The 21,516-nt window shown below is 70.9% G+C and carries 22 protein-coding genes; 17 read left to right on the top strand and 5 right to left on the bottom strand.

Features of this window, described 5'->3' with window-relative positions; genetic code table 11:
* The 7 genes from RY94_RS02570 to RY94_RS02600 all read left to right on the top strand — a co-directional run.
* Positions 1-236 (top strand): rhodanese-like domain-containing protein (locus tag RY94_RS02570; RefSeq protein ID WP_043441532.1); only part of this gene is annotated, 236 nt, incomplete at its 5' end.
* A 200-nt stretch (positions 237-436) separates the two neighbouring features.
* Positions 437-1,756 (top strand): M20 family metallopeptidase, encoded by a 1,320-nt coding sequence (locus tag RY94_RS02575; protein WP_043441534.1) that lies wholly within the window; start codon positions 437-439, stop codon positions 1,754-1,756.
* A gap of 61 nt (positions 1,757-1,817) precedes the next feature.
* Positions 1,818-3,386, top strand: coding sequence for an AbgT family transporter (locus RY94_RS02580; protein WP_043441537.1), 1,569 nt, complete (start codon positions 1,818-1,820; stop codon positions 3,384-3,386).
* 93 nt (positions 3,387-3,479) lie between these two features.
* Positions 3,480-4,427: an ATP-grasp domain-containing protein gene (locus RY94_RS02585; RefSeq protein ID WP_043441539.1), complete on the top strand. Its 948-nt coding sequence runs from the start codon at positions 3,480-3,482 to the stop codon at positions 4,425-4,427.
* A gap of 118 nt (positions 4,428-4,545) precedes the next feature.
* Positions 4,546-4,968: a ChaB family protein gene (locus RY94_RS02590; RefSeq protein WP_043441541.1), complete on the top strand. Its 423-nt coding sequence runs from the start codon at positions 4,546-4,548 to the stop codon at positions 4,966-4,968.
* A 101-nt stretch (positions 4,969-5,069) separates the two neighbouring features.
* The gene (locus RY94_RS02595; RefSeq protein WP_043441544.1) at positions 5,070-6,125 is read left to right on the top strand and encodes an iron-siderophore ABC transporter substrate-binding protein; all 1,056 of its coding nucleotides are present in this window, start codon (positions 5,070-5,072) and stop codon (positions 6,123-6,125) included.
* A gap of 92 nt (positions 6,126-6,217) precedes the next feature.
* Positions 6,218-6,541 (top strand): PRC-barrel domain-containing protein, encoded by a 324-nt coding sequence (locus RY94_RS02600; RefSeq protein WP_043441546.1) that lies wholly within the window; start codon positions 6,218-6,220, stop codon positions 6,539-6,541.
* On the opposite strand, the gene RY94_RS18650 is transcribed toward RY94_RS02600, so the two are convergent.
* The gene (locus RY94_RS18650) at positions 6,511-6,903 is read right to left on the bottom strand and encodes a DUF6480 family protein (protein WP_156134994.1); all 393 of its coding nucleotides are present in this window, start codon (positions 6,901-6,903) and stop codon (positions 6,511-6,513) included. The genes RY94_RS02600 and RY94_RS18650 overlap by 31 nt on opposite strands.
* Positions 6,904-7,044: 141 nt before the next feature.
* Positions 7,045-7,353: a hypothetical protein gene (locus tag RY94_RS02610; protein ID WP_043441549.1), complete on the bottom strand. Its 309-nt coding sequence runs from the start codon at positions 7,351-7,353 to the stop codon at positions 7,045-7,047.
* Between the two features lie 213 nt (positions 7,354-7,566).
* Here RY94_RS02610 and RY94_RS02615 point away from each other — a divergent pair, with 213 nt between their 5' ends.
* Entirely contained in the window at positions 7,567-8,187 is a 621-nt protein-coding gene (locus RY94_RS02615) for a GNAT family N-acetyltransferase (protein WP_043441551.1), read from the top strand.
* Between the two features lie 74 nt (positions 8,188-8,261).
* Here RY94_RS02615 and RY94_RS02620 read toward each other — a convergent pair whose 3' ends face one another.
* Entirely contained in the window at positions 8,262-9,632 is a 1,371-nt protein-coding gene (locus tag RY94_RS02620; protein ID WP_043443350.1) for a dihydrolipoyl dehydrogenase family protein, read from the bottom strand.
* Between the two features lie 152 nt (positions 9,633-9,784).
* Between RY94_RS02620 and RY94_RS02625 the strand changes: the two genes are divergently transcribed.
* The 3 genes from RY94_RS02625 (at position 9,785) to RY94_RS02635 (ending at position 13,673) form a co-directional block, all read left to right on the top strand.
* On the top strand, positions 9,785-10,153 hold the full coding sequence (locus RY94_RS02625) for a hypothetical protein (protein ID WP_156134995.1): 369 nt from the start codon (positions 9,785-9,787) through the stop codon (positions 10,151-10,153).
* Positions 10,154-10,364: 211 nt separating this feature from the next.
* Complete coding sequence (locus tag RY94_RS02630) at positions 10,365-11,408, top strand: NAD(P)-dependent alcohol dehydrogenase (protein ID WP_043441554.1); 1,044 nt, start codon at positions 10,365-10,367, stop codon at positions 11,406-11,408.
* Positions 11,409-11,648: 240 nt separating this feature from the next.
* Entirely contained in the window at positions 11,649-13,673 is a 2,025-nt protein-coding gene (locus RY94_RS02635; RefSeq protein WP_156134996.1) for a sensor histidine kinase, read from the top strand.
* Positions 13,674-13,683: 10 nt separating this feature from the next.
* Here the strand turns inward: RY94_RS02635 and RY94_RS02640 are convergent, their stop codons facing one another.
* A complete protein-coding gene (locus tag RY94_RS02640) occupies positions 13,684-14,766 on the bottom strand; it encodes an NAD-dependent epimerase/dehydratase family protein (RefSeq protein WP_043441557.1) in 1,083 nt (360 codons plus the stop codon).
* 144 nt (positions 14,767-14,910) lie between these two features.
* Between RY94_RS02640 and RY94_RS02645 the strand changes: the two genes are divergently transcribed.
* The 6 genes from RY94_RS02645 (at position 14,911) to RY94_RS02670 (ending at position 21,279) form a co-directional block, all read left to right on the top strand.
* Positions 14,911-16,002 (top strand): YihY/virulence factor BrkB family protein, encoded by a 1,092-nt coding sequence (locus tag RY94_RS02645; RefSeq protein ID WP_043441559.1) that lies wholly within the window; start codon positions 14,911-14,913, stop codon positions 16,000-16,002.
* A 79-nt stretch (positions 16,003-16,081) separates the two neighbouring features.
* Positions 16,082-17,092, top strand: coding sequence for a glutathione S-transferase family protein (locus RY94_RS02650; protein ID WP_043441561.1), 1,011 nt, complete (start codon positions 16,082-16,084; stop codon positions 17,090-17,092).
* A 116-nt stretch (positions 17,093-17,208) separates the two neighbouring features.
* On the top strand, positions 17,209-18,267 hold the full coding sequence (locus RY94_RS02655) for a FecCD family ABC transporter permease (RefSeq protein WP_043441563.1): 1,059 nt from the start codon (positions 17,209-17,211) through the stop codon (positions 18,265-18,267).
* 104 nt (positions 18,268-18,371) lie between these two features.
* On the top strand, positions 18,372-19,337 hold the full coding sequence (locus tag RY94_RS02660) for a FecCD family ABC transporter permease (protein ID WP_043443352.1): 966 nt from the start codon (positions 18,372-18,374) through the stop codon (positions 19,335-19,337).
* Complete coding sequence (locus RY94_RS02665) at positions 19,337-20,230, top strand: ABC transporter ATP-binding protein (RefSeq protein WP_269429722.1); 894 nt, start codon at positions 19,337-19,339, stop codon at positions 20,228-20,230. The genes RY94_RS02660 and RY94_RS02665 overlap by 1 nt, the downstream gene beginning before the upstream one ends.
* Entirely contained in the window at positions 20,227-21,279 is a 1,053-nt protein-coding gene (locus RY94_RS02670) for a siderophore-interacting protein (protein ID WP_043441565.1), read from the top strand. Before RY94_RS02665 ends, RY94_RS02670 begins: the two co-directional genes overlap by 4 nt.
* On the opposite strand, the gene RY94_RS02675 is transcribed toward RY94_RS02670, so the two are convergent.
* On the bottom strand, positions 21,246-21,509 hold the full coding sequence (locus RY94_RS02675) for a hypothetical protein (protein WP_043441567.1): 264 nt from the start codon (positions 21,507-21,509) through the stop codon (positions 21,246-21,248). The two genes, RY94_RS02670 and RY94_RS02675, sit on opposite strands and share 34 nt — an antisense overlap.
* Between the last annotated feature and the right edge of the window lie 7 nt (positions 21,510-21,516).

The raw sequence follows: 21,516 nt of genomic DNA on the forward strand, positions 1-21,516 counted from the left end.
AACACACCACCGGACACATCCCCGGAGCCCACCAGCTCAACGGCGGACGCCTCATGTGGCACCTCGAGGAACTCCCCACCACCGGCACCATCATCACCTACTGCCAGAGCGGACTCAGGAACTCCGTCGCCGCCAGCGCCCTCCGCCGCGCCGGCTACGACATCGCCGAACTCGACGGCAGCTACAACGCCTGGACCACCTGGCAGCAGGCACGGGAGACCGTGACCACCCGCTGATCCGTACCTGGACGGGCCCGTCAGTTCCTGACGGGCCCGTCCTGGTATCCGGCGTCGCGTGGAGGCAGGACGGGGCGCCCCCGCCCACCGGCCATCCGGACGGGTCCATCGATTCCTCCCGGAGGTCCACCCCCGTGAGTGTTACCCGGCATGTCCGCGGAGAACTGCGCAGGCCACGAATAGTTGCCTAAGCTACTCGAATGGACGAAGCCACCCGACCTGACCCTGCCTACCTGGCGTCGATCGACGAGCGGACGCGACGGCTCCTCGCCGACGCGGTCCCGGACGTGTCCCCCTTCGAGGGCGCGCCCGCCGACCTCGCCGACGCGGTCGAGCAGGGCGTGGACGCCGTCGGCGAGCGCCTGCGGCACGTCGTCCAGCACCTGCACAAGCACCCGGAGACCGCGTTCAAGGAGCACCGGAGCGCGATGCTCCTGCATCAGGAGATCACCCGCCACGGCATCGAGGCGCGACTGGGGGAGTACGGCGTCGAGACGTCCGTGCGCGCGGAGGCGGGCGGCGCGGACCGGGGACCCACGATCGCGATCCTCGCCGAGTACGACGCCCTCCCCGGGATCGGCCACGCCTGCGGCCACAACGTGATCGCCGCGGCGGGCCTCGGTGCCTTCCTGGCCCTGGCCGCGCACGCGGACCGGTTGCCGGGCCGCGTCGTGTTCCTCGGTACACCCGCCGAGGAAGGACACTCCGGCAAGGAGGTCATGGCGCGCCACGGGGCGTTCGACGACGTCGACGCCGCCATCATGGTGCACCCCTACGGCTACGATCTGGCGGACCAGGTCTGGCTCGGCCGCCGCCTGCTGACCCTCACGTTCACCGGCATCGAGGCGCATGCATCCGCACAGCCCTTCATGGGCCGGAACGCGCTCGACGCGGCGAGCCTCGCCTACCAGGGCATCGGGCTGCTGCGGCAGCAGCTGCCGCCGTCGGACCGCGTGCACGCGAACATCACGGCCGGCGGCGACAGCCCGAACATCATCCCCGGCCGTGCCGTGATGAAGCTCTACGCGCGCTCGCAGCAGCCCGCGACCCTGCGGGACCTCAGCGCCCGGCTCGAGGACGTGGCCCGTGGCGCCGCCCTGATGACGGGCACGGCCGTGGAGCTGCAGTGGGACGAGCACCCGCCGTCGCTCCCGATCCGCACCAACAGTGCGCTCACCGGCCGGTGGGTGGCGGCGCAGCAGCGGCGGGGACGCTCCCCGCTCCCGCTCGGCGTGGTCTCGGAGACCCTCGCGGCATCGACCGATTTCGGGAACGTGAGTTTCCGCGTGCCCGGGATCCACCCGCTGATCCGGATCGCGGAGCCCTCCACCGCCCTGCACACGCGGGCCTTCGCCGCCGCCGCCGCGAGCCGGGCCGCGGAGCAGGGGGCGCTCGACGGCGCCGTCGGCCTGGCGCTCACGGCGCTGGACTATCTCACCGACGCGTCCCTGCAGGCGGCCGTGCACGAGGAGTTCGAGGCCCAGGGCGGCGCGATCGACGTGCCCGGCTACTTCGCCTGACCCGGCACCACCGGGTCCGGCCCCACGCACCACCCGACGCACGAACCGCCAAGGAGAACGCATGTCATCGAGTGTCGCGACCCGCCCCGGTCCGACGGACCGGTTCCTCACGGGCGTGGAGAGGGTCGGCAACAAGTTGCCCGATCCGTTCATGCTCTTCCTGATCCTCTTCGGGATCACGGCCGTGGTCACCACGGGCATGGCGCTCGGCAACGTGACCGTGCAGGTGCCCGGCGCCGCGGAGGTGACGGTCATCAAGGGCCTCTTCACGGCGGAGGGCCTCACCTGGCTGACCGAGAACATCGGCGCGAACTACCTCGGCTTCCCGCCGCTGGCCACGGTGCTGCCCATCCTCCTGGCGGTCGGTGTGGCGGAGAAGTCCGGTCTGCTCGGCGCGCTCATCCGCCGTGTCTTCGGCTCCGCCCCGCGCTGGGCCCTGCCCTACGCGGTGGGCCTCGTGGGCGTCGTGGGTTCGGTCATGTCGGATTCCGCGTTCGTCATCATCCCTCCGCTCGCGGCCCTCGTCTTCAAGGCCGCCGGACGCCACCCCGTGGCCGGACTCCTCGGCGGCTTCGCGGCCGCGGGAGCCGGCTACTCCACCAACCTGCTCGTCACGAGCCTCGACGCCCTGTTCGCCGGGATCACGACGGCGGTCACCGAGAACCTGCCCGACCCCGGCTCGCCCGTCACGCCGCTGTCCAACTACTACTTCAACATCGTGTCCTCGGTGGTCCTGATCCTGCTCGCCGGGTTCATCATCGACAAGGTGCTGGAGCCACGGCTCGCCCGCCAGAACGTGCCCGTCGACGAGCTCGTCGAGGACGGCGGGCACGCCGCACCCGTGAGCCTGAAGACCGAACTGGAGCCGCGGGAGGCCCGCGGCCTGCGCTGGGCGCTGATCGCCGGCGGTGTCGTCGCCCTGGTGATCCTCGCCGCGGTGGTCGTCCCGGATTCGCCCTGGCGCAACGAGGCCGGTGGCTTCCTGCCGCGCTCGCCCCTGCTGAGCTCGATCGTCTTCATCGTGTTCCTGCTCTTCACGATCCCGGGGCTCGTCTACGGGCGGGTCGTCGGCACGATCACCACCGGACGCGACGTCCCCCGGGTCATGGGCGAGGCCATCAAGGACATGGCGGGCTTCCTGGTGCTCGCGTTCATCCTCGGTCAGTTCATCGCCCTGTTCAACTGGTCCGGCATCGGCTCCTGGATCGCCGTCGCCGGCGCATCGGGCCTGGAAGCGATCGGCCTCACCGGGTACCCCGCGGTCCTCGCGTTCATCCTGCTGGCGTCCGTCCTGAACCTGTTCATCATCTCCGGATCCTCGATGTGGACGCTCATGGCCTCCGTCTTCGTGCCGCTGTTCGCACTGCTGGGCTACGAACCGGCATTCATCCAGGGGGCGTTCCGTGTGGGCGACTCGGCCACCCAGGTCATCACCCCCTTGAACCCCTACATGATCGTGCTCCTGACCATGCTGCGGAGGTACGAGCCGGACGCCGGACTCGGCACCCTGATGGCGCGGATGCTCCCCTTCGTGGTGCCCTTCTGGCTCGCCTGGGTGGCCATCCTCACGGTGTTCTACGCCCTCGACCTGCCGATGGGGCCCGGCAACGGCATCTTCATCGGGCAGTAGCCGCCGCGGGTCCCGGCGACGGACGTCCCGGAATAGTTGCCCGGGCATACCGGTTATCCCACCAGACCCACCCGCCTCGACGGAAGGACCCCCATGACCACGGTCTACGCCCTGCACGAGAACCCCGAGTGGTTCCCTCCCTTCGCCCGCGCGTTCGAGGCCGAGGGTGTCGAGGTGGTGGAATGGCTGCTCACGGACGGCGTGCTGGACCTCGATGCCGCCCCGCCGGAGGGCATCTTCTGGTCGCGCATCAGCGCCTCCGCCCACACACGCGATCACGGCCTGTCGAAGGACTACGCGCGATCCGTCCTCGCCTGGCTCGAGGCGCACGGGCGCCGCACGGTCAACGGCCGCCGCGTCCTCGAACTCGAGATGAGCAAGGTTGACCAGCTGACCGCCCTGAAGGCCGCCGGCATCGACACCCCGCGCACGGTCGCCGCCGTCGGCCGCGACCGCATCCTCGAGGCCGCACAGGGCTTCACGGCACCGTTCATCGTCAAGCACAACCAGGGCGGCAAGGGCCTCGGGGTGCGGAAGTTCGACTCCCACGAGGAGCTCGCCGAGTACGTCGGGTCGAGCGGGTTCGAGGAACCGCAGGACGGCATCACCCTCGTCCAGGAGTACATCCAGGCCGCCGAACCCTTCATCACCCGGGCGGAGATCGTGGGCGGGAGGTTCCTCTACGCGATCCGGGCGGACACCGCGCGCGGCGGTTTCCAGCTGTGCCCCGCGGACGCCTGCGCGATCGACCCGGTGACCGGCAGGCCCATCATGCCCCCGGGAGCCACCATCGCACCCGAACCCGGCCAGCAGCTCTTCAGCCTCCGTGAAGGGTTCGACCACCCCGTGATCGCCCAGTTCGAGGACTTCGCACGGCGCACCGGCCTGGAGGTCTGCGGCATCGAGTTCATCGAGACCGCGGACGGGCGCGTCCTCACCTACGACGTCAACACCAACACGAACTACAACGCCGCCGTGGAGGCGGTGGCCCCGAAGTCCGCGCCCCGCGAGCTGGTCCGGTATCTCGCCACGCTCGGCTGACGCCGTCGGGCCGTCGTTTCCGCCCCTCCCGGAGGACCGGGGCGGCCCGCTGCGATAGCGTGCTGGCAGGCCCCCGACGATCCGCGGGGGCCGCGGCCCCACCCGGAAGGATGCAGGGATGTCCCGATTCACGAAGGACGGCAAGGTCAACCCCGAGACGCTCCCGAGCACGCTCCAGCGCTCCGACGAGAAGGCGCAGGACACGTTCGCCGCGACCCTCGACGCCGCGGAGGAGCAGTACGGCGACGGCGAGCGGGCCCACCGCACGGCCTTCGCCTCCCTGAAGCACGGCTTCGAGAAGGTGGGCGACCACTGGGAGCCGAAGGAGGAGAAGGGCCCCTCGGACGAGCAGGCCGCCGGCAGCCGTGCGGACGGAGGGCGGACCGCCGGCGGGGTGGACGCGAACTCGTCCAAGGAGCACCTCTATGCCCTGGCCAGGAAGCTCGACGTGCCGGGCCGATCCACCATGTCGAAGGCCGAACTCGTGGACGCCCTCCAGAGGGCGAACGATCGCGAGACACGTAAGGCCCGCGAGGGCTGACCATTACGCAACGAAAGTATTTCGTAATTGCAGGAAGCTTAGGTTAGCCTTACTTCTGTCCCGTCCCCGGCCACCCCAGGCCACAGAAGTCAAGGAACCCCATGGCCCCCACACGCCTGCGCGGACTCGTCGCTGCTGCCGCGATCGCCGTCCTGTCCCTCTCCGCCTGCTCCACCGGTCCGGCCGACGGCGGATCCGGTGCGGCCGACAGCGCCACCGCATCCGCCGATGGCGCGGGATTCCCGGTGACCCTCGAGCACGCCTTCGGCGAGACCACGCTGGCCGAGAAGCCCGAGCGCGTGGCGACGGTGTCCTGGGTGAACGCGGACGTGTCCCTGGCGCTCGGCGTCGTCCCCGTGGGGATGCCCGCCGACACCTACGGCGGCAACGAGAACCAGTCCACCCCGTGGAAGGACGCCCGGCTCGAGGAGCTCGACGCCGCCATCGGCACCGGGGACGCACCCGTGCAGTACTCCGAGACCGACGGCATCGCCTTCGACGACATCGCCGCCACGAACCCCGACGTCATCCTCGCCGCGTACTCCGGGCTCTCCCGGGAGGACTACGACACCCTGAGCAAGATCGCCCCGGTCGTCGCCTACCCGGAGGTTCCCTACGGCACCGCGTGGCAGGACTCCACGCGCATCATCGGCGAGGCGCTGGGCCTGTCCGACGACGCCGAGCAGCTCGTGGCCGACACGGAGCGGACCATCGCGGACGCCGCCGCCGAGTACCCGCAGCTGGAGGGCCGGACCTTCATCTACGGCAACCTCGAGCCGGCCAGTGCCGACGGCGTCAGCATCTACACGGCCAACGACAACCGCCCGCGTTTCCTGACCGAGCTCGGCATGGTCCAGGCCGACGTCGTCACCGAGAACACGAAGGACTCCACGGAATTCTTCATCCCGTGGTCGGCCGAGCGCGCCGACGAGCTGGACTCCGACGTCTTCGTGACCTGGGTCGCGGACGAGGCCACCAGGGAGGCCATCTCCGCCGATCCGCTGCTGCAGCAGATCCCCGCGGTCGAGAGCGGGGCGCTGGTGGCGGACAGCGACAACACGCTGACGCTGTCCGTCTCGGCGGCCAACCCGCTCAGCCTGCCCTGGGCGCTCGACCGCTTCCTGCCCATGCTCGGAGAGGCTGCCGACAGGGCCTGAGCGGCGCCGCACCCGACGCGTCGATTGCCCTCGGGCTGTATCTGGGCTGGAATGGGGAGCGAACCGCATCTCGTCCACTGAAGGGAACCCCGATGGCTCAGGCCGAAATCACGAAACTCCAGGCCGCGACGGCCTGGGACAGCAAGGGCAAGAAGCTCGGCGATGTCAATGACGTGCACCTCGAGAAGGAATCGGGCATCCCCGCCTGGGTCACGGTGTCACTCGGCCTGCTCAACTCGCGCAAGCACTACGTGCCCCTGGCGAACTCGCGCTTCGAGGGCGACGACCTCCACCTCGCCTGGACGAAGAAGGAGATCTCCGCCGCGCCCAGCGCCAACAGCAGCACCGAGCTCTCCCCGGAGGAGGAGACGGCCCTGATCGACCACTACGGGCTGCGCGACGGCGCCGAGGCCTGACCACCGCTCCTGCACGACGANGGACGAAGAAGGAGATCTCCGCCGCGCCCAGCGCCAACAGCAGCACCGAGCTCTCCCCGGAGGAGGAGACGGCCCTGATCGACCACTACGGGCTGCGCGACGGCGCCGAGGCCTGACCACCGCTCCTGCACGACGACGGCGATGACGCCGATCCAGAGCCCGGTGATGCCCTTGGACTGGGTCTTGTTCTCGATGGTCGGCTGCTGCCAGGTGGTGCTGGCTTCTCCGGGAGGTGTCTCCCCCGGGGGGACGCCGCCACCGGGCTCGAGTCCCGTCAGGTTCATCTCCTCCGGGTCGGGGTTGCCCGCATTCGAGGGATCGGGGTTCTTTCGTTCGCTCATGCTGTCCTCCGCGTAGTCGGCCGGGTGCTTCCCTCCCACCCTACGCACCGGTTCATCAGTCTGCTTACTGATGCGTCCGGCAGCTCACGCTTGCGCTCACCGGCCGTCCCGGTCGGTGCTGCCGCCTGCGGGGTCGATGCGCTAGCCGGCCGTGCCGTGGCCGGGCCCGCCGTCCCCTCCGGGAATGCCCTCCGCCGGACGGGCCGGTGTCTCCGCGGGGGGCGAGGCCTGCTCCCCGGGAGTCCAGGACATGCTGATGTTCACGCCGTCCTCGGTGTCCTCCACGAAGAGCTGGAGCTCCTCGCCGATCAGGGCCTCGTCGTGCACGGTGTCTCCGGCCTCACGCGCCAGGTCCGTCAGGCGGCTGATGGCCACCGCCATGGCACGCCCCCAGTCATGGGGGTGCTTGCTCGTGGATTCCTCGGTCACAGTGAATTTCTTGTCGGTCATCGCCCCGCCGTCCTGCCGCTCGTGAAGAACCAAGCGCCCTTGCAATATGGATGGCTGCAACAGTAGCAGGGCCGCACGAGACGTCCGGGCGGGTGGGTGGCCGGACCGGGCGTCGGCAGGTCGTCGAGGAAATTCCGGGGGTGGTACCGGCTAGCGTTCCTCCTGCCACGGTCTAGCAGCAGGCCTCGGTTCCCTGACCATCATCGGACCTCCATGACAGAACCATCCACCGTTTCCGATATCACCAGTGCAGCCGATGGCCCGGCACTGCATATCCTGCCGACCCTGCCGACCGTCGCCGACGGCCCGGACCCGGACGTCGTCGTGCCTCCCACGAAGCGGGAGCGCGAAGCGCACTGGATGGAGGACGCCGCGGCGTTGGACGTCGGCACCGCGTCGCCGGCCGATCTCCGCGGCCTCGCGAACAGGATGTTCCGCCTGCTCGACGCCGCCTTCCCTCCCGATCAGGCCGGCGAACGGTACGCGGCGGCGGTCGGCGAAATCGAGCGCCGGGCCCGCCGGGTCGCCGCCCACCCGGACACCACGATCTCCCGGGGGGTCGTCAAGGACTCGGCCTTCGGCTCGCGGTTCGAACTGTTCGTGGACGGCGGCCTCGCCGCCTATCTCGAGTACTCGATGCTCGGAGGGCAACTGACCCTGCGGGCGCTGGTCGGGATGCCGGGTTGCGAGCAGCGCGGCCTGGGCCGCGTGCTGATGCGGCATGCGGTCCTTAGCGCCCACAAGCGCCGGCTGGACCTCGTCGCCGGATGCGAGGCGGCCCGGCTCTTCCTGCAGCAGAATCCGCAGTACCGCACGCTGGCCCGCACCTCCTGACCCGGCGCGACCGGACCCCGTGGCGGCGCCGGGAACGGCCGTGTGGCCCGTCCGGCGGCCGGAGGGCCGCGATGTCAGCTGTGGAGGCCGGCCCGGGCCGCCTGTCCGATGATCGCGCTGTACGTGGGGTAGGCGAACTTCACCCGGGCCAGCGTGGCGAGGTCGGTGCCCGCCGCCATGGCGGCGGCCACGGCCGTGATGACCTCGACGGCGTTCTCACCCACCGCGTGTGCGCCGAGGATCAATTCGCGGCGCCGGTCGATCACGAGTTTGAGGAAGCCCTGCTCGCGGTCGTCGATGATGGGCCGTTCGACGGCGGCGTAGGGCACGGTGACGGCGTGGCATTCCGCGTCGCGTTCCCTCGCCTGGGCCTCCGTCAGCCCCACGCCCGCGTAATCGGGGTCGGTGAAGCCGCCCTCCGGCAGGAGGTGGTGCGGTGTGGTCCGCATGGCGCCCATCACGGCGTTCTCGGCCGCGGTCTCGCCCTCGAAGACGGCCGCCTGCACCAGCATGCTGCTGCCGTTCGCGTCGCCCGCCACGAAGATGTGCGGCACGTTGGACCGCAGGTAGTTGTCCACCGGGATGAAGGAGCGCGTGGTCCGGACGCCCGCCGCGTCGAGGCCCAGTCCGGCGAGGTTCGCGGGCCAGCCGGCCGCCATGACGACGGCATCCACGGTGAGGGACTCCGGTTCCTCGTCGCGCTGCCAGGTGAGCGTGAGGCCCCCGTCGTCCCGGCGGATGCTGTCCACACCGCTGATGCCTGCCTCCACCCGGATACCCCTGCCGCGGAAGCTGGCGGTGACGACCTCCGCGACGTCCTCGTCCTCCGTCATCAGGATGCGCGGTGCGACGTCGAGGAGGAGGACCTCCGAGCCCATGGCGTCGAAGATGGTGGTCATCTGGGCTCCCGTGTGTCCGCCACCGATGATGGCGACGGTGCCGGGCAGGCTCGGGAGGTCCAGGACCTCGTGCGGCAGGACGGCGAGCTCGGCGCCCTCGATGGGCAGACGGCGGCCGCTGCCGCCGATGCACAGGATGATCGCGCCGGCCGTGATCTCCCGGCCGTCCACGACGACGCTGTGCTCGCCCGTGAGTTCGGCGTCGCCCTCGATGAGGCCGATGGCGAGGCGTTCCATCGTGGCTCCGTAACCCTTGGCATCGAGCACCCGGGCCACCGTGGCGCGCACCCGCTGCACCGTCTTGTCCCAGTCCACGGAGGGTTCGGCGACGACGATCCCGTAGTCGTAGGCCGTGCGGACCTCGCGGTACAGCCGTGCGGTCTTGGCGAGCACCCGGGTGGGGACGCACCCCGAGTTCACGCACGTCCCGCCGAGCGCGGAGCGTTCCACGACGGCGGTGCGCGCCCCGAGTTCGGCCGCGCGCGTGGCGGCCGCCATGCCGGCGGGCCCACCGCCGATGACGAGGACATCGAACATGTGGTCCATGGAGTGCTCCTTGAGGTCGTCCGGGGTGGCTCGTCCCATCCTCCACCGGATGCCGCCCGGGCGACAATGCATCATCCGCAGCCTCCGCGGTGGGGGCCGCGCCGGCCCGTGGCGCCTAGGATCGGAGGCGGGACCGACAGGAACGGATGCAGATGATCGGGGACGCTGGGGAGCAGGCCCGCTACACGCTCACGGACGACGGCGACTTCCTGCGCATCGAATGGGCGGCGGGGATCACGATCGGCGCCGACGACGTGCGTTCGACGACGGCCGCCGTGACCGCGGCGTCGCCGCAGGGCAGGCGCCCGCTCCTGGTGAACATCGGGCTGGTCGACGGGCTCACCCCGGAGGCCCGGCGCCTGCTCATCGAGGACACCTGCTCCCTGCGGACGGGGGTGGTGGGGGTCGACGAGGTGGGCAGGGTCCTCACGGCCTTCAACTACCGGTCGGCCACGCCGAGCCGGTACTTCACCCAGGAGTCGGCGGCCGTCGCCTGGCTGATCGGCGAACGGACAGCATAGGGTACGTCCGCGTCCGGCGGGGCAGGTACCCGGGTGGCACCCGCGGGCCCGCGATCGGCCGTACCGTTGGAACAGTGAGAAACCATCGGCGCGCCCATGACGCCCTCACCTCCCGTCGACCCCGCCTCGCTGATCCGCGCCGGACGACACCCACCGGACTCCCGACCCGCAACCCTGCGAGCCGTGCCCCCCATTCCTCAGAAGGAACCTCATGAAGACCGTCAAGTCCTATGCTGCACCGTCCGCCACGGACCCGCTCGTCCCCACGACCATCGAGCGCCGCGACGTCGGCGCGAAGGACGTCCTCATCAAGATCGCCTACGCCGGGATCTGCCATTCGGACATCCACACGGTACGCGGCGAGTGGGGACCCCAGCAGTACCCGCTGACCGTCGGCCACGAGATCGTGGGCGTCGTCGAGGAAGCCGGCAGCGGGGCGACCCGCCACAAGGTCGGCGACCGCGTGGGTGTCGGCTGCATGGTGAATTCCTGCCGTGAGTGCGCGAACTGCCTGGAGGGTGAGGAGCAGTACTGCCTCAACGGCAACATCGGGACCTACGGGGCCGTGGACCGTGACGGTTCGATCACGCAGGGCGGCTACTCGACGCACATCGTCGTCGACGAGGACTTCGTCCTCACCGTGCCCGAGAGCATCCCCTACGAGGCGGCGGCCCCCCTGCTCTGCGCGGGCATCACCACCTACTCGCCGCTGTCCCACTGGAACGCGGGCCCGGGCAAGAAGGTCGCGGTCGTCGGCATGGGTGGACTCGGGCACATGGCCGTCAAGATCGCCTCGGCGATGGGCGCCGAGGTCACCGTGCTCTCGCAGAGCCTCAGCAAGCAGGAGGACGGCAAGCGCTTCGGCGCCGAGCACTACTACGCCACGAGCGACCCGGACACGTTCAAGCAGCTCGCGAACACCTTCGACCTCATCATCAACACCGTGAGCGCCAAGATCGACCTGGACGCGCACCTCGGGCTGCTTGGCCTGAACGGGACCATGGTCAACGTCGGCGCCCCCGCCGATGCCCTTCCCCTGCATGTGTTCACGCTGTTCAACCAGCGCCGCTCCTTCGCGGGATCGGGCATCGGTGGCATCCGCGAGACGCAGGAGATGCTCGACTTCTGCGCCGAGCACGGCATCGCACCCGAGATCGAACTGATCTCCGCCGACGCCATCAACGAGGCCTACGAGCGGGTCCTGTCCTCCGACGTCCGCTACCGCTTCGTGATCGACACGGCCACCCTCGGATAGTCGGCACCTTCGGCGGTCGGTCCCGGCCCTCGGCCGGAGCCGACCGCCGTGCTCCCGCCCTCGGGCTCGCCCGCGGGCGTGGGAACGGGCACGACGGAAAAGTAGCAAGTAAACTGTGCAACGGCGGCGCCTTTCCGGCCGCCCCTGCGAGGTCCGGTCTCGACCGCGGGACGCAGGATTCCGGCACGCGATGGGATGGACGAGGGGCGGATGCAGACGGTCGCTGGGGGGCTGACACGGATGTCTCCCGTCGCCGTGCACGCGGTCTTCGCCGCGATGCTCGTGGTCGCCGCCCTCTTCGGACGCTTCACGACCTTCGAGTCCTCCAGCCTCGCGCTGGTCTGGCCCGCGGCGGGGGTCAATTTCCTGTGGGGGCTGTGGGCCTCACGTACCCGGCGCGACCTCGCCGTCGCACTCGTCGTCACCGTGCCGCTCCTGGCCGGCGTGAACCTGATCACCGGCCTCAGTGCCCCGTTGGCCTGCGCGGTCGCGTTCGGGAGCGTGGCTCAGACCGCGGTGGCCGTCTACTTCTTCCGGCGCCTGGTGCCGTCCGTGGGCGTGCGGACCGTGGGGGACTATCTCCGCCTCGGACTGGTGGCGCTCGGCGCATGTTCCATCGGCGCCCTCTTCATCGTCCTCGGCGTCGCGCTCGAGGGCGGCTCCGATCCGTTCGCGTCCTTCATCCCGTGGCTGGTCCGCCATGCGGTGTCGCTCACCGCGATCGGATCCCTCGGCATCGTCGCCGCAGCGAGCATCGCGGCCCGCGCCCGCGATGAGTTCCCGCCACCGCTCACCGTCGCCCGGCGCGCCGAGTACGCGCTCCTCGTCGTGGTGTCCGTGCTGCTCTACGTCATCACCTTCGGTGCGGGGTCCGCCCTGCCCATCGCCTACACCACCATCCCCGCGCACATGTGGGCCGGCCTCCGGCTGCGCCCCGGGTGGGCCATGCTGCACGCACTGGTGAGCGGAGGGTTCCTCGTCTTCTTCACCCTGGCCGGACTCGGTCCGTTCCAGGACCTGGCGCCGGTCGTGGGCGCCTACGTGGCGCAGTCCTTCATGTTCATCGCCTTCTCGCTCTCCGCCGTCCTGGCGCTCAGCATGGACGAGCGCCGCCGCCTGATCGACCGCCTGTACCGCGCCACCGACGAGGCCAAGGCCGCGGCGGACCTGCGCGACCTCGTGATCGGCCGGATGAACGACGGCGTGCTCGTCGCGGGACCGGACCGCCGCCTGATCTTCCAGAACGCCGTGAGCGAGCGGTGGCTCGGGTCCGGGACGGCGCGACCCGGTGAGGTGTGGCGGCGCGACTACCAGGTCACCCGGCCCGATGGGGCGCAGCTGGAGGAGGCCGACAATCCGCTGACCCTGGCCCTCCAGGGCTCGGTGACGGAGCGGATGGACCTCGATCTCGCCCATGGGTCCGGCGAGCTCGTGCACCTCTCCGTCGACGCGATGCCGCTGCCCGGCCGGCGCGGGGCGCTCGTGGTGATGCGGAACGTCACCGACGAGCGGGCGCACCAGCGGGACCTCGGCCGCTTCGCGTCCGTCGTCGCCCACGACCTCCTGACACCCCTGACGGTCTTCGACGGCTGGCTCGAGATGCTCGAGGACCCCGACCTGCCGCCCTCCGAGCGGCAGGCGAGCATCGAACGCCTGCAGCAGGCGAGCCTCCGCATGCGGAACCTCATCCGCAACCTCCTCGCCTACAGCCTGGCGAAGGAGGAGCGGATGACCGCCTCGAGGATCGACGTCGGCCGTGTCGTCGAGGGCATCATCGACCTGCGGACCGCGCTGCCCGGGACGCACCTGCCCGAGGTGCGCTTCGACGTCCACGCGCCGCACCCGGTGTATGCCGACGAGCGGCTCTTCCTGCAGCTCATGGAGAACCTGGTGGGCAATGCCATGAAGTACGGGCGGACCGACGGCTCGGCCGAGGTGGCGGTCCGCACCTCGATGGACGCCTCGAGCGGCAGGACCGAGATCCGGGTGCGCGACAACGGCATCGGCATCCCGGGCGGGGACCTGGAGCGCGTGTTCGAGGAATTCCACCGATCCGAGAACGGCCTCAATCAGGCGACAGGCACCGGCCTGGGACTGGCCATCTGCCGGCGGATCGCCGAAGGCCACGGCGGGTCGATCAGGGTCCGCAACGTCGAGGGGGGCGGCGCCGAATTCACGGTCAGCCTTCCCGGGGTGCCGGACCAGCTGCCGGAGGGCGTCCCGCTGGTCGCCGGCGCCGAGGGGTCGCGGGTCCGCACGCCCTGAACCCTCCCGCTCAGGAGCCCGAGCGGGAGTACAGCTTCGGGGAGCCGCTGTGGCCGGCGCCGCGGCGGAGCCCGGCCAGGACCTCGGCCAGGGCGTCCCTCGAGGAGTGGCGCGGCTCCCAGCCCAGTTCGGTGCGCGCACGCGTGGTGTCCATGACGGGACTCCCGGCGGCCATGTCGATCCAGCCCGGATCCGTGCGCTGGACGCCGAGCGCCCAGCTCGCGCCGACGAGCGCGCGGAGCACCCGGACGGGCAGGCCGATGACACGCCGTGCGCCCAGCAGGTCGGCGACGCGTTCGGGGGTGAGTTCCGGCTCGGCCGCGATGTTGAAGGCGCCGGAGGCACGCTTCGCCACCACGCGCCAGTAGGCGTCGGCCACGTCGTCGGCATGCACGGCCTGGAAGATGAAGGAGCCGGGGACGGGCAGCAGCGGCAGCGGCAGGCCGCCGAGCACGATCTTCGGCACGAGCGGCCCCAGGAAGTACCGGCCGATCTCGCTCCCCGCCTGGCCCTGGAAGATCAGCGCGGGCCGCAGCCGCGCCACCGCGATACCAGGGTTGTCCCGTTCGAACACGTCCAGCAGCCTCTCCTGCTCGGCCTTGTGCCGGCTGTAATGGGAGGAACGGATACCGTCGGCCGGCCAGGACTCGTCCCTGCGGGGGGTCTTGTCCGAGGGGGAATAGGCACCGACGGAGGACGCGCAGACCACCTGGCGGACGCCTGCCGCGGCGGCCGCCTGCAGCACATGCGCGGTACCGGTGACGTTGGTCCGGTGCATGGCCTCCTCGTCCCGGTTGGGCTGGATGGCCCAGGCGAGGTGCACGACGGCGTCCACGCCGGAGAGCGCCGCCGTCAGGGCATCCCGGCCCTCGTGGGTCCCGATGTCGAGGGCGTGCCAGTCGACGCCCGCGTAGGGAAGGCGGCCCGTGTCGGGGATGGTCCGTGCCACCGCGATGATCGAGAGGGCCTCCGGGGGATCGTCCGTGGCGACGCCCTGCCGCGGGATCGTCCCCCGTTCCTCGGCGGCGCGGTGGAGTCGGGACAGAACCGCGGTGCCGACGTTTCCGGTGGCGCCGATGACTGCGATGCGCATTGCTGCTCCTGGGCTGGGGGTCGCGGGGCGCCGGCCTATGCCGGTCGGAACTGGACTACTAAGTAAGCTTATGGTGCAGTTGGAGTAGCCGCATAGCACCAAGCATGCACCGCCCCGATGCAGGGGCCAGCCCGGGAGGTTTTCATGAGCAGTAGCAGCAGGGTCACCGGTGACCCGAAGAGCGAGGCAGGGCAGAAGGCCCAGAACGCGCCCGACCCGAACGATCCCCGCAAGCCGGACGATCCCAAGGACGTCAAGAAGCCGGCCTGGAAGTACGTGTTCAAGCGCTCCGTCAGTGAGTTCGGCAAGGACCAGTGCACCGACCTCGCCGCGGCGCTGACGTACTACGCCGTCCTCGCGATCTTCCCCGGCATCATCGCCCTCCTGTCCCTCCTCGGACTCTTCGGGCAGGCGCAGGCCACCACCGACCAGGTCATGGGGATCATCGGGCAGTTCGCGCCTGAAGAGGCACTCAACACCATCAAGCCCATCATCGAGAACCTGGCCTCCAACCAGGCCGCCGGCCTGACGTTCGTCATCGGCCTCCTCGGCGCCATCTGGTCGGCATCCGGCTACGTCAACGCATTCTCCCGCGCCATGAACCGCGTCTACGAGGTCGAGGAGGGCAGGGGTTTCCTCAAGCTCCGCCCCCAGATGCTGCTCATCACCATCGTCGTCCTCGTCCTGATCGTGCTCATGGGCCTCATGCTCGTGCTCTCGGGCCCCGTGGCCGAGGCCGTCGGCAACACCATCGGTCTGGGCAGTACCGCAGTGACCGTCTGGAACATCGCCAAATGGCCCGTCATGGTCCTCTTCGCCGTCCTGATGATCGCCGTCCTGTACTACGGCTCCCCGAACATCAAGCAGCCCAAGTTCCGCTGGATGAGCCTCGGCGGGTTCATCGCCCTGCTCGTCCTCGCGATCACCACCGCCGGGTTCTCCCTCTACGTCTCGCGTTTCGGCAGCTACGAAGCCACCTACGGGGCCATCGCCGGCGTGATCGTCCTGCTGCTGTGGATCTGGCTCGCCAACATCTCGCTGCTGTTCGGCGTCGAGTTCGACGCCGAAATGGAACGCGGCCGCCAGCTGCAGGGCGGGATCGAAGCCGAGGAGACCATCCAGCTCCCCCCGCGCGACACCAAGGCCGCCGAGAAGAAGAGCGAGAAGCACCTCAAGCTCGTCAACGAGGGCCGCGAACTCCGCGAGAAGTACTCGCGGGAGTCCGCCCAGCGGTAGTCCGACTGCTGCGCCCTCGGGAGGCCCGGTCGTTCCCACGGCCGGGCCTCCCGCATGTCCGCCGTCCTAGACTGGCAGCATGACCGACACACAGCAGGCCGAGCCGTCCGAGCACAGCACCAAGGGGGCCTACGTGACCTCCGGCGAGGAGTTCACGCGCGACACCCAGTACATCGAGACGCGGATCACGCGCGACGCCGCCGACGGATACCCCGTCGAGGCCGGCCGGTACCGCCTCGTCGCGGCCCGCGCCTGCCCCTGGGCCAACCGCGCCATCATCGTCCGGAGGCTCCTCGGACTGGAGGATGCCATCTCGCTGGGCACCCCCGGCCCCACGCACGACAGCCGGTCCTGGACCTTCGACCTCGACCCCGACGGCCGGGACCCTGTGCTCGGCATCGAGCGGCTGCAGGAGGCCTTCTTCGCACGGGACCCGGACTACTCGCGCGGCATCACCGTTCCGGCCATCGTGGACACCACCACCGGCGCGGTCGTGACGAACAACTTCCCGCAGATCACCCTGGACTTCTCCGGGGAGTGGAAGGAGTTCCACCGCGAGGGAGCGCCCGACCTCTACCCGGAGCACCTCCGCGAGGAGATCGACACCGTGAACCGGCGGGTCTTCACGGAGGTCAACAACGGGGTCTACCGCTGCGGCTTCGCCGGATCGCAGGATGCCTACGACGCCGCCTACGACCGCCTCTTCACCGCCCTGGACTGGCTCGAGGAGCGGCTGGCCGGGCAGCGCTTCCTCGTGGGCGACACCATCACCGAAGCGGACGTCCGCCTGTTCACCACGCTGGTCCGGTTCGACCCGGTCTACCACGGTCACTTCAAGTGCAACCGGAACAAGCTGACCGAGATGCCCGCGCTGTGGGCCTACGCGCGCGACCTCTTCCAGACGCCCGGCTTCGGGGACACCATCGACTTCGACCAGATCAAGAAGCACTACTACATCGTCCACGAGGACATCAATCCCACGGGGATCGTGCCCAAGGGCCCGGACCTCGCCGGATGGGCCACCGCCCACGGGCGTGAGGTCCTCGGCGGGCGGCCCTTCGGCAACGGCACCCCGCCGGCCGCGGCCTGACCGGAGCGGGGCTGCTGCGGCAGCCCCGCTCCGCATTAGGAAACAACTTCGTTTCCTAATGCGGAGAAGCCTAGGCTAGCCTTACCTCAGATCGATCGTCCGGCTGAGGGAGGCACATGGCAGTCCAGGCCTCCACGCTGCGTCGGGCTCCCGCCGTCCCGGCCTCCCGCCACCGCTCCACCCGTGCGCGGAACCTCGCGGCCATGCTGCTCGCGGTCCTCATCCTCGGATCGGCCTGCCTCGCCTCGCTCACCATCGGTGCCCGCCCGGTCGGCCTCCCGACCATGATCGACGCCGTGACGTCCTTCGACCCCACGAACGGCGACCACGCCGTCGTCCTCTCCCGCGTTCCCCGCACCGTCGTCGGGATGCTCGTCGGGGCTGCGCTCGCCACCGCGGGTGCCGCGCTGCAGGGGATCGCCCGCAATCCGCTCGCGGATCCCGGCATCCTCGGCATCAACGCCGGGGCGTCGCTCGCCGTCGTCGTCGGGATCTACCTGTTCGGCCTCAGCAGCGCGTCCAGCTATCTCTGGTTCGCCTTCGCCGGCGCGGGCGCCGCGGCCGTCACCGTCTATGCCGTGGCGAGCCTCGGGCGGGACGGCGCGACCCCCGTCAAGCTGGCCCTCGCCGGTGCGGCCCTCGCGGCCGGACTCGCGAGCCTCACGAACGCCGTCCTCGTCTCCAGCCAGGAGACCCTCGACGCGTTCCGGTTCTGGCAGGTCGGTACACTCGCCGGGCGGGACTGGGAGGTCATCGGGGCGGTGGCACCGTTCCTCGCGGCGGGCCTCGTGCTCACCCTGGCCACGGGGAGGGTCCTCAACTCGCTGGCACTGGGCGACGACGTGGCGCGCGGCCTCGGCCAGAACGTCCCCCTCGCCCGCGCCGTCACCGCCGTCGGCGTGGTGCTGCTGTGCGGTGCGGCCGTGGCCGCCGCGGGGCCGATCGCCTTCGTGGGACTCGTCATCCCGCACCTGGTGCGGCTCGTCGTGGGCTCCGACTACCGCTGGATCCTACCCTTCTCCGCCCTGCTGGGGCCCGTACTGCTCCTCGGTGCGGACGTGGTGGGCCGGATCGTCCTGCCGCCGGGCGAGGTGCAGGTGGGCATCATGACCGCGGTCCTCGGTGCCCCCGTCTTCATCTGGCTCGTCCGCCGGCGCAGGATGGCGCAGCTGTGAGCGCGTCCGTGGACCACGCGCCGGACCGGACGCCGCGCACGGATCGCCCCGCCGGGGGTCTCGCCGCCGTCCGGGCCCGCCGCCGGCGGAGCACGGGTGCGCGGCTGGCCGCGGTGGCCGGCGTCGTGGTGGTGCTGTTCGCCGTGAACGTCCTGCTCGGCTCCTACACGGTCACCATCCCCGACTTCTTCCGCATCCTCGCGGGTGCCGACATCCCCGGTGCCGGCTTCATCGTGCTCGAGAACAAGCTGCCCCGGGCGGTCGTCGGGCTCCTCGTCGGCATCGCCTTCGGGATCGCGGGCGCCGTGTTCCAGACCATGCTGCGGAACCCGCTCGCGAGCCCCGACATCATCGGCATCAGCTACGGCGCCAGTGCGTCGGCCGTCACCGCCATCGTCCTCTTCGGGGCGGCCGGTGCCGCGGTGTCCTTCGCGGCCCTCGTGGGCGCGATGGTGGTCGCGGCCGCCATCTACCTGGTCGCCCGCCGCGGCGGCGTGGCGGGCTACCGCCTGATCCTCGTCGGCATCGGTTTCGCGGCGGTCATGCACGCGCTCGTGAGCTTCCTCATCACCCGCACCGACCTCCGCACGGCGTCGGCCGCCGTGCTCTGGCTCAACGGCTCGCTGAACTCCAGCACCTGGGACCGCGCGACGGTCCTGGCCGCGTGCCTCGCTGTCCTGCTGCCCGCCGCCGCGGTGCTCGCGCGCAGCCTGCAGGGCCTCGAACTGGGCGACGACGCCGCCGCGGGCCTCGGCCTCCGCGTCGAGGCCTCGCGCCTCGGGCTCATGGGCACCGGCGTCGCCCTCGCCGCCGTCGCGACCGCCGCGGCCGGACCCGTGGCCGCCGTCGCCTTCCTGTCGGGGCCGATCGCCCGCCGCCTGCTCGACAACAGACCGTCGCTCACCATGGCGGCCCTCGTGGGCGCGGTGATCGTGCTCGGCGCCGACTTCGTGGCCGCCACCCTCGTCCCCGGCACCTCGCTGCCCGTCGGCGTCGTGACCGGCGCACTCGGTGCACCGTTCCTGCTGTGGCTGCTCGCCACGGCGAACCGCTCAGGCCAGGGAGGCTGATGATGACAGGATCCGGGACCACGACGGCGGCGGCCACCCTGTCCGCCGAGGCGCTCACGCTCGCCTACGACGACCGCACCGTGATCGGGGGCCTCGACGTGGCACTGCCCGCCGGCAGGGTGACGGTGATCGTCGGCGCCAACGCGTGCGGCAAGTCGACGCTGCTGCGCGGGCTGGCGCGCCTCCTCAAGCCCGCCGGCGGCACCGTGCTGCTCAACGGCTCGGACATCTCCACGCAGCCCACCAAGGCCGTCGCCCGCGTCCTCGGCCTGCTCCCGCAGACCCCGCTCGCGCCCGAGGGCATCAGCGTCGCGGACCTCGTGGGCCGCGGCAGGTACCCGCACCAGGGGTGGTTCCGCCAGTGGACACCGGAGGACGACGCCGCCGTCGCGCAGGCGCTCGAGGCCACCGACACCCTGGCGCTCGCCGACCGCTCCGTGGACGAGCTCAGCGGCGGGCAACGCCAGCGCGTCTGGATCGCGATGGCCCTCGCCCAGCAGACGGACATCCTGCTGCTCGACGAGCCCACCACATTCCTCGACGTCACCCACCAGATCGAGGTCCTCGACCTCATCACGGACCTCAACCGGCGGTCCGGGACCACGGTGGTCATGGTGCTGCACGACCTCAACCTCGCCGCACGCTACGCGGACCACCTGATCGCCATGCGGGACGGCAGGATCGTGGCCGAAGGCGCGCCGTCGGACGTCGTGACCCAGGAGACCGTCTCCGGGGTGTTCGACCTCGAGTGCCGCGTCATCGCCGACCCCGTCTCGGGGACGCCGATGGTGGTCCCCATCGGCCGGCACCACGGCGGGCGTCACGGCCGCGCCGCCGCCGGGGGAACCGGCGTGCAGGACACCGTTCCGACCCCCATGGAGGCAACCTCATGACCGATGTGACCCAGCGCAGAGCACGACGGACCGCCGCGGACACCGAGCCGATGGTCCTGGCGTTCGACGTCGTCGTCACGGCCGTGCAGGACCTCACGCCGACCTTCCGCCGCATCACCTTCGGCGGCGCGTGCCTGACGGGGTTCGGCGTGGCGGGGGACACCCTCGACCTGCGGATCAAGATCGTCATCCCCTCCGAGGGTCGCGCCTGCCCGGACATCGCGGCGATGATGGGCGACGGAGACGCCGCGGGCTGGTACCAGCGGTGGCTCGGCCTGGACGCCGCGAGCCGCGGCTCCATGCGGACCTACACGGTGAGGGAGTCGCGCTGCGGCGGTCCCCGCCCCGAGATCGACGTCGACTTCGTGCTGCATCTGGACGCCCACGGCCGGGGCGGGCCCGCCGCGGAGTGGGCCGCAGCGGCGCAGCCCGGCGACAGGGTGTGCATCATCGGCCCCAACGCCGCCGCCGCCCAGTGCCGGACGGCGGGTTCCTACGGAGGGATCGAGTGGAGCCCCGGCCTCGCGCAGCATGTCCTCCTCGCCGGGGACGAGACCGCTGTGCCCGCCATCAGCGCCATCCTCGAGGCGCTCCCCGCGGACGTCGGCGGCCAGGCCTTCCTCGAGGTGCCGGACGAGCAGGACATCCGGCCCATCCGGTCGCGGTCCTCCGTGCAGGTCACCTGGCTGGCCCGCGACGGCCGGACCCACGGTGAGCAGCTGGAGGCCGCGGTCCAGGATGCGGTGCGTGTCCCCGGCTGGGTCTCCCTGTCCGGCAGGCCCGCGCCGCGCGGCGGGAGCGAGCCGGAGGACGTCGACGTCGACAGGACCATCCTCTGGGAGACGCCCCAGCTGCTGGAGACGGCCATCGTGCAGTCCTCGGTCAACCCGGAGAGGCCGCCGGGCACGCAGCCGTTCTACGCGTGGATCGCGGGCGAGGCGGCCATGGTGCGCAGCGTGCGCCGCTACCTCGTGCGCGACGTCGGCGTGGACCGGAAGCAGGTGGCGTTCATGGGCTACTGGCGCAAGGGCCGCTCGGAACCGGCCTGATCCCGGAGCTCGACCCGTTCCTGCCGTCGTGTACGCCGGCCGCGGAGGGCCAGGACGACCCAGTACGCCGCCAGCCCGACGCCGATCACGAGGAACATCCAGTCCCAGGCGTTCCCGTCGCCGTACGCGAGCCGGATGATGATCGGGATCGTCAGCAGCACGGCACCGAGGAATCCCGCGATCAGGCGTCCGTCACCGTGCTGGATCCCGTCGCTCTTCGTTCTCCCCATGCTCCGA

The sequence above is a fragment of the Arthrobacter sp. L77 genome, assembly GCF_000816565.1.
Lineage (GTDB): Bacteria > Actinomycetota > Actinomycetes > Actinomycetales > Micrococcaceae > Arthrobacter_D > Arthrobacter_D antioxidans.